This is a genomic window from Rhizobacter sp. P3_B12, from assembly GCF_056402895.1.
The window spans coordinates 1-2,034 of record NZ_JBFUGN010001057.1 but is presented as its reverse complement, the minus strand read 5'-3'; the positions used below and the strand labels follow the sequence as shown (position 1 = coordinate 2,034).

Sequence of the window (2,034 nt, the reverse complement as noted above, 5' to 3'; positions counted from 1 at the left end):
CCGCCGACCGGGGCGCCGTCCTCGCAATCGAGCGTGATGTCGAACACCGGCCCGAGCTCGCCCTGCAGCGCGAGGCTCTTGTGCATGCGCGCCTCGACGCCGGCGTAGTGGTCGCAGACGGGCAGGGCGGGCAGCACCTCGCCGGCGCCGAACAGGATCTCGCGCGGGTGCTGGGTCGGGTGTTGGGTCATCAGGCGGCCTTGGTTGCGACGATGAACAGCCGCGGAAACGCCAGCAGCAGCCGGCCGTCGGCATGCGCCGGGTAGGCCTCGGCGATGCGGCGGGTGTAGGCCTCGAGGAACGAGGCGCGCAGGGCGGGCGACAGCGGGTCGATGAACGGCTTCAGCCCGGTGGCGCGCACCCATTCGACGATCGCGGCGGCATCATTCATCGGGTGCTGGTAGGCGGTGCGCCACACCTGCACGCGCGCAGCCAGCGGCGCCAGCAGGTCGTAGTAGCCGCCGACGCCGAGCATCGGCGTGCGCTTGCGGTCGGCATCGCCAATCGGCTCGGCCCACGGCGCGAGCGCGGCGGTCTCGCGCATCAGCCGGTGGGTGGGCTCGTCGCGGTTGTCGGGCATCTGGATCGCGAGCGTGCCGCCCGGCGCCAGCTCGGCGAACAGCCGCGGCAGCAGCGCCGCGTGGTCGGGCACCCATTGCAGCGAGGCGTTCGCGTAGATCAGTGCTGAGGGCGATGCAGCTCGCCAGGTGGAAATGTCGCTGAGCTCGAAGCGGCAGCCCGGCAGCCGCTCGCGGGCGCTGGCGAGCATCGCCTCGGAGGTGTCGGTGCCGACGACCTGCGCACCAGGAAATCGCTGGACCAGCAGCTCGGTCGAGTTGCCCGGCCCGCAGCCGAGATCGAACACCGGGCCGGACGGGATGGCATCCACCTGCGCCAGCAGATCGCGCGCCGGGCGCGTGCGCTCGTCCTCGAATTGCTTGTACAGGGCGGGATTCCAGTCGCTCATCGCTTGCTCCGTAGCGGTCGAGCCGAAAAAAAGGCCGGATGCAGTCCGGCCTTCTCTCGGGCCCGCAGCCGTGCTCACAGAAGGTGCTTGACGCCTTCTTGTTCCTCTTGGAGTTCCTTCAGCGTCAGGTTGATGCGCTCTTGCGAGAACGCATCGATCGCCAGGCCCTCGACCAGCTTGTATTCACCGCCGGCGGTGGTGACCGGAAAGCCGAACATCGTGTCCTTCGGGATGCCGTACTGGCCATCGGAGGCGATGCCCATCGTGACCCACTTGCCGTTGCTGCCCAGCGCCCAGTCGCGCATGTGGTCGATCGCGGCGTTGGCGGCCGAGGCCGCCGAGCTCAGGCCGCGAGCTTCGATGATCGCGGCGCCGCGCTTGCCGACGGTCGGCAGGAACGTGTCCTTGTTCCACACGTCGTCGTTGATCAGTTCCTTGACCGACTTGCCGTCGATCGTCGCGAAGCGGTAGTCGGCGTACATCGTCGGCGAGTGGTTGCCCCACACAGCCAGCTTCTCGATGCTCGACACCGGCTTGCCGGTCTTGGCGGCGATCTGCGAGGCAGCGCGGTTGTGGTCCAGGCGCAGCATCGCGGTGAAGTTCTTGCGCGGCAGGTCGGGCGCGCTCTTCATCGCGATGTAGGCGTTGGTGTTGGCCGGGTTGCCGACCACCAGCACCTTGACGTTGCGCGATGCGACGGCGTTCAGTGCCTTGCCTTGCGCGGTGAAGATCTGCGCGTTGGCGGCCAGCAGGTCCTTGCGCTCCATGCCGGGGCCGCGCGGGCGGGCGCCGACCAGCAGCGCGTAATCGGTGTCCTTGAAGGCGGTGTTGGCATCGCCGTGCGCTTCCATGCCGGCCAGCAGCGGGAACGCGCAGTCGTCGAGCTCCATCATCACGCCCTTCAGCGCCTTCTGGGCCTTCTCGTCGGGGATCTCGAGCAGTTGCAGGATCACCGGCTGGTCCTTGCCCAGCATCTCGCCCGAGGCGATACGGAACAGCAGGGCATAGCCGATCTGGCCGGCGGCACCGGTGACGGCAACGCGAACGGGTTTCTTGCTCATGAGGAG

The 2,034-nt window shown here is 68.5% G+C and carries 2 protein-coding genes and 1 pseudogene; all 3 read right to left on the bottom strand.

Annotated elements, in window-relative coordinates; genetic code table 11:
* Positions 1-191, bottom strand: a pseudogene (locus tag AC1D01_RS32015) (CoA ester lyase); the annotation flags it as partial.
* On the bottom strand, positions 191-967 hold the full coding sequence (gene tam, locus AC1D01_RS32010; RefSeq protein ID WP_477873539.1) for a trans-aconitate 2-methyltransferase: 777 nt from the start codon (positions 965-967) through the stop codon (positions 191-193). The gene tam and the pseudogene AC1D01_RS32015, both read right to left, overlap by 1 nt.
* Before the next feature lie 74 nt (positions 968-1,041).
* A complete protein-coding gene (locus AC1D01_RS32005) occupies positions 1,042-2,028 on the bottom strand; it encodes a malate dehydrogenase (protein WP_047511238.1) in 987 nt (328 codons plus the stop codon).
* Positions 2,029-2,034: the final 6 nt, after the last annotated feature.

Bases quoted from the DNA above. Each gene is read 5' to 3' on its own strand.
- tam (WP_477873539.1), bottom strand. From the start codon at position 967: ATGAGCGACTGGAATCCCGCCCTGTACAAGCAATTCGAGGACGAGCGC.
- AC1D01_RS32005 (WP_047511238.1), bottom strand. From the start codon at position 2,028: ATGAGCAAGAAACCCGTTCGCGTTGCCGTCACCGGTGCCGCCGGCCAG.